Source organism: Lishizhenia sp., from assembly GCF_057456495.1.
In genome coordinates, this window is the sequence record NZ_JBVCPV010000198.1 from 1 (window position 1) to 5,192 (window position 5,192).

Below are 5,192 nucleotides of genomic sequence, written 5' to 3' on the forward strand. Positions count from 1 at the left end.
AAACCAATTGTCTTAAACAACATTTACTATGATTTCGACAAATGGAACATACGTGCAGATGCATCTCCAGTACTGGATAGTTTGGTAAAACTACTCAATGATAATCCAAACATTGAAATTCAATTGGGATCACATACGGACGTGCGTGGGACAAGATATTACAACCAATACTTATCTAATAAAAGAGCGAAGTCTGTGATGGACTACCTCATCAATAAAGGAATTGATCCAGCTAGATTAACATGGAAAGGCTACGGTGAGAGTGAACCGATTAACAAATGTGTTGAAGGTGTGTATTGTTCAGACATTGAACACGAAGAAAATAGAAGAACAGAATTTAGGGTCGTCAAGCAGTAGGTTTAGCGTTTGATGAACTGTTCTTCCATAAAACGGCTCACTAAAAGAAAGTCCTGTGTATGCGCGCAGGGCTTTCTACTTTTTCAATTAAAATCTTGACACCCACTAAATCATTTTCTAAAATCCTCTACACCACAAATAACCATCTGTAAATCAACAGAGAAAAACACACCTCTACCCCTCCACAAAAGTCTTCAATTATTTTAATCCTAAGCTGGCTTTTCTGTAACCTAACTCACCCCGGAAATATAAAATTTATATTACATTTGCTTTACCAAAAAAAAAATTAAAATGGCAAGTAAATTCCAAGCTGAGATTGATGCTTTCATGGCGAAAGTAAAAGCTATTCATGGACATGAAGCTGAATTTATTCAAGCGGTTGAAGAGGTTGCAGAAACTGTAATCCCTTTCATGAATGATAATCCAAAATACAAAGAACACAACATTTTAGAGCGTATCGTTGAACCTGAAAGAACGATTATCTTTAGAGTTCCTTGGTTAGATGATAATGGGAAAGCACAAGTAAACAGAGGATACCGTGTTGAGTTTAACTCGGCTATCGGACCTTACAAAGGTGGTTTACGTTTCCACCCTTCAGTAAACTTGTCTATCCTTAAATTCTTAGGATTCGAGCAAATCTTTAAAAACTCTTTAACTACACTTCCTATGGGAGGTGGTAAAGGTGGATCTGATTTCGACCCTAAAGGAAAATCTGACAATGAAGTAATGCGTTTTTGTCAATCATTCATGACAGAATTAGCACGTCACATTGGACCAAATACTGACGTACCAGCTGGTGATATCGGTGTTGGTGGACGTGAGATTGGATACATGTTTGGACAATACAAAAGAATTAGAAACGAATTTACTGGTGTTTTAACTGGTAAAGGACGTAACTGGGGTGGATCTTTAATTAGACCAGAAGCTACAGGATACGGTACTATTTACTTTGCTAAAGAAATGTTAGCGACGAAAGGTGATACATTCCGTGGTAAAACTGTTGCGATCTCAGGATCAGGAAACGTTGCACAATACGCTTTAGAGAAAGTAATTCACTTAGGTGGTAAAGTTGTTACAGTTTCAGATTCTTCAGGATACGTTTACGCTGAGAACGGATTCCACTCTGAGCACTTAGATTTCTTAATGGAATTGAAAAACGTTAGAAGAGGAAGAATTAATGAATTAGCTGAGAAATTCGGATTTGAATTCCACGCTGGTGAAAGACCATGGGGAGTTAAATGTGATGTTGCAGTACCATGTGCTACACAAAACGAATTGAACGGTGAAGAGGCTAAAACATTATTAGCAAACGGATGTATCTGTGTTGCTGAGGGTGCTAACATGCCATCTACTCCAGAAGCTATCGAATCATTCCAAGAGGCAAAAATCTTGTTCTCTCCAGGTAAAGCTTCTAACGCTGGTGGTGTTGCTACTTCAGGTTTAGAGATGTCTCAAAACTCATTAAGAATGAGCTGGACTGCTGAAGAAGTTGATACGAAATTACACGATATCATGGTGAATATCCACGAGCAGTGTGTTACTTACGGTAAAACTGAAGATGGAACTATTGACTACGTGAAAGGTGCAAACATTGCAGGTTTCGTAAAAGTAGCAGATTCAATGATCGATCAAGGTGTGATCTAATTCACAACACTATATTTAAAAAGCCGACTTCTTTTAGGAGTCGGCTTTTTTATTTGAAAAGAATTAAATCTTCAAATAAAAAAAGCTACCCCTTGCGAAGTAGCTTATCAATTTTTTGCTCAATTCTTTTAAAAATCGTTGTCGTCGTTAGCGTTTTCCTCTAAGTAGTCAACGTCATCGTGTTTATCTTCATATTCCTCTCTAACGTCGTCTCTTAAAACTCCGTCTTCATCGAAATCATCATCGTCTTCTACTATACTAATCGCTTTAACCCTGTTCATGCGCACCAAGTAATACACATCATCCGTTTCAAAAGGTAAGCCCATTTTCTCATCACCGTTTTGCGTATTAAAGCTAATTAAGTGATGCGCAAAACCACGTGGATAAACCAATTTGATTTGCTCCTTTACCGACTCCGACAATTGGTCGTAGTCTTTCATAATTCTAGGTTTACTCATTCTATTAAGATTAATTTCTTATAACAAACATATTCCATTTTCTAATTCGATAATAATAAATCAGGATATTTTTTTTCACGAATTTACCATGTGATTGGCAAGCTTTGGAAAACAGTTATATAAGGCCGTACTCAAATTCTCACCTAAATCCATACTATCAATGGCATCCTTCATACAACGCAACCATTCGTCTCTTGCCTCCTCTGTAATTTCGTGTGGAATATGACGCATACGCATTCTGGGCGGACCATATTTCTCGATATAATATTGCGGACCACCAAGAAACTGACATAAAAAGCGAAACTGCTTATCTTTAATTTCTTCTATATCATTCTTAAACAAATGAGAGATTACTGGGCTCTCAAAAACTCTAGCATAAAACCTATTCACGAGTTCTTTAATGGCCTGTTCTCCCATTACCTCATAGATTGTCATCACTTACTTCCCTCTATTATTTAACGCCTTCATTATAGCATCAACCTTGGTTATGCATTCTTCGTATTCCATTTCAGGATTCGAATTGATTGTAATTGCTCCTCCAACCGGACAACTTAAATATCTATTGGCTTTACTGTAAAGTAAACTCCTGATTACAACATTGAAGTCAAAATCTCCATTTGGTTTGATATAGCCAATAGCTCCAGAATACACCCCTCGTTTAAAGGATTCAAATTCTTCTATCAATTCCATAGCACTGATTTTGGGAGCTCCTGTCATACTTCCCATGGGAAACAATGCTTTCAATAATTCTACAATGGTTGTTCCCTCCTTTTGATCGGCATGAATGGTTGAAATCAACTGATGCACAGTTTCGAAAGAATAAATACCAAACAACTCTCTTACATTGACACTTCCTTTCTTAGCAACTTTCGACAAATCATTTCTCACCAAATCCACAATCATTACATTTTCTGCTTTCTCTTTGGGATCTTTGGTGAGCAAATCTCTCAAACGCACATCTTCCTCTTGATCGGCACCACGCTTACTAGTACCTTTAATGGGCTGTGAAACCAAATCATCTCCCGTCTTTTGCAGGAAACGTTCTGGACTCCCACACAAAATGTAATTCCCCTCAAACTGGATGTAAGAAGAGAAAGGTGCACGGGTAACATTATTCATTTTAAAATACTCCCCCATTGGGTCTATTAAATCCACATTTTCCGCATAAAACTCTTGACAAAATGTTACTTCATAGATATCTCCCTGTTGAATATGTTCCTTTAAGTTTATAATCTTTTCAATGTATTCCTCTTTAGAAATTCTCGATTTAAAATGGATTTCCTGTTTAGGATATTGCGCCATGATTTCTTTCTCTAGGAAATCAACCACAAAATCTAAAGCCTCAGTATCTCTATCTCCACTTAAAAACATTAAATTTTCTGACTTCAGCTCTACGACATATTTAGGTACATAAAAGAACAAGTCTGGAAAATCTAAGTAATCGTTATTTTCAGATTTTAGGTCTTCTATTTCATTCTTAATGTCATAGCCCAAATAACCAAACATATATTTCCCCTTATGGACCTGGGTAAAGTCATATAATTCTTTAAGAGCACTGCCAACATTGGCTTTCATAACAGGTCCTTCACCAAAAGCGAGGAGACCACTTCCATCATTACTATTGAGATATACTATAGGAAAGTCTTTCATTTGAGAGTTTTTAGTTGTACCATGAGTTTGTCTTACCCAAAGTTAACAATACAGAATTATTTTTTTTATCTTCACTAGACAAAGTTTACTGTATGGTCTACCGCATTCTTAAGTTTTTAATTGGAATTGGAATACGCTTGTATTACAAAGAAATAAAAATTAACGAGAAAAGACACCTCAATACGAATGGTCCCCTCATTATCATTGCCAACCACCCCAACACATTAATGGATGCTTGGGTATTAGGCATGATTTCTAAAAAGCCAATTTATTACATGGCTAAGGCTACCTTATTTGACTCTAAATTCAAATTAAGAGTCCTAAGAAGTTTAAACATGATTCCAATTAACCGTCAAGGAGAAGGTACAACAAAAGGCGTAGATAACACACAATCTTTTGAAGAATGCTATAAGCGTTTAGAAGAAGGGAAAACTTTGGTAATTTTTCCTGAGGGCACCAGTTACAAAGAAAGGATACTTAGAAATTTAAAAACAGGTACAGCCCGCATTGCTTTAGAAACTGAAAAGAGGAATGAAGGTAAATTGAATTTAAAAGTTGTTGCGGTAGGGTTAAATTACTCTCAACCGGAAAAATTTAGATCTAAAATTTTAGTAAACATAGATGAACCCAAACCTGTTCAACCCTACCTAGAGGAGTACATCAACAACCCTTCTGGAGCAAGTAGGAAACTTACAGAAAACTTTAGAACACGCTTAGAGAAGGTACTTGTAACTACCCAAAATAAAGAAGAGGATGAACTGGTAGAAAGTCTTCATCAAATCTTAAACTCTAAATACATTAAGCAAAAAGATAAAGGAGTTAAGGCTGAAGTAAACCACCTCAAAGATATTACAGCGAGTTTGATTGAAATTAACTTATCAGAGCCTTGGCTCATACAGGAAATTCAATCTAAGGTAGATGGTATTAAGTGGCGCTTAGATAAAATGCAAATCCGTGCAGATTTTTTAGACAGAAGGTTTAGAAGTACTATGTTTTTCAGACAAGTATTATTGGCTGTAATGTTTATACTTCTCGCCATCCCTGTTTTTATTTACGGACTCATTCATAATATTCTTCAATACC

General features: G+C 36.3%; 6 protein-coding genes. 3 read left to right on the plus strand and 3 right to left on the minus strand.

All coding sequences use genetic code 11. From position 1 onward, the window contains the following. Both AC22ZQ_RS12320 and gdhA read left to right on the plus strand, forming a co-directional pair. On the plus strand, window positions 1–357 hold a 357-nt coding region (locus tag AC22ZQ_RS12320), incomplete at its 5' end, for an OmpA family protein (RefSeq protein WP_318959070.1). Window positions 358–648: 291 nt separating this feature from the next. Further along, window positions 649–2,001 (plus strand): NADP-specific glutamate dehydrogenase, encoded by a 1,353-nt coding sequence (gdhA, locus tag AC22ZQ_RS12325; RefSeq protein ID WP_318959071.1) that lies wholly within the window; start codon window positions 649–651, stop codon window positions 1,999–2,001. Between the two features lie 128 nt (window positions 2,002–2,129). Here the strand turns inward: gdhA and AC22ZQ_RS12330 are convergent, their stop codons facing one another. The 3 genes from AC22ZQ_RS12330 to AC22ZQ_RS12340 form a co-directional block, all read right to left on the minus strand. Beyond that, window positions 2,130–2,459, minus strand: coding sequence for a hypothetical protein (locus AC22ZQ_RS12330; RefSeq protein WP_318959072.1), 330 nt, complete (start codon window positions 2,457–2,459; stop codon window positions 2,130–2,132). A 75-nt stretch (window positions 2,460–2,534) separates the two neighbouring features. After that, window positions 2,535–2,894 (minus strand): globin domain-containing protein, encoded by a 360-nt coding sequence (locus AC22ZQ_RS12335; protein ID WP_318959073.1) that lies wholly within the window; start codon window positions 2,892–2,894, stop codon window positions 2,535–2,537. 3 nt (window positions 2,895–2,897) lie between these two features. Next, a complete protein-coding gene (locus tag AC22ZQ_RS12340) occupies window positions 2,898–4,109 on the minus strand; it encodes an anthranilate synthase component I family protein (RefSeq protein ID WP_318959074.1) in 1,212 nt (403 codons plus the stop codon). A 92-nt stretch (window positions 4,110–4,201) separates the two neighbouring features. Here AC22ZQ_RS12340 and AC22ZQ_RS12345 point away from each other — a divergent pair. Further along, the coding region (locus tag AC22ZQ_RS12345; RefSeq protein ID WP_318959075.1) for a 1-acyl-sn-glycerol-3-phosphate acyltransferase at window positions 4,202–5,192 on the plus strand (991 nt) is incomplete at its 3' end.

Excerpts from the sequence above, each read along its gene's own strand:
- AC22ZQ_RS12340 (WP_318959074.1), bottom strand. The coding sequence starts at position 4,109 with ATGAAAGACTTTCCTATAGTATATCTCAATAGTAATGATGGAAGTGGT.
- gdhA (WP_318959071.1), top strand. The coding sequence starts at position 649 with ATGGCAAGTAAATTCCAAGCTGAGATTGATGCTTTCATGGCGAAAGTA.
- AC22ZQ_RS12335 (WP_318959073.1), bottom strand. The coding sequence starts at position 2,894 with ATGACAATCTATGAGGTAATGGGAGAACAGGCCATTAAAGAACTCGTG.
- AC22ZQ_RS12330 (WP_318959072.1), bottom strand. The coding sequence starts at position 2,459 with ATGAGTAAACCTAGAATTATGAAAGACTACGACCAATTGTCGGAGTCG.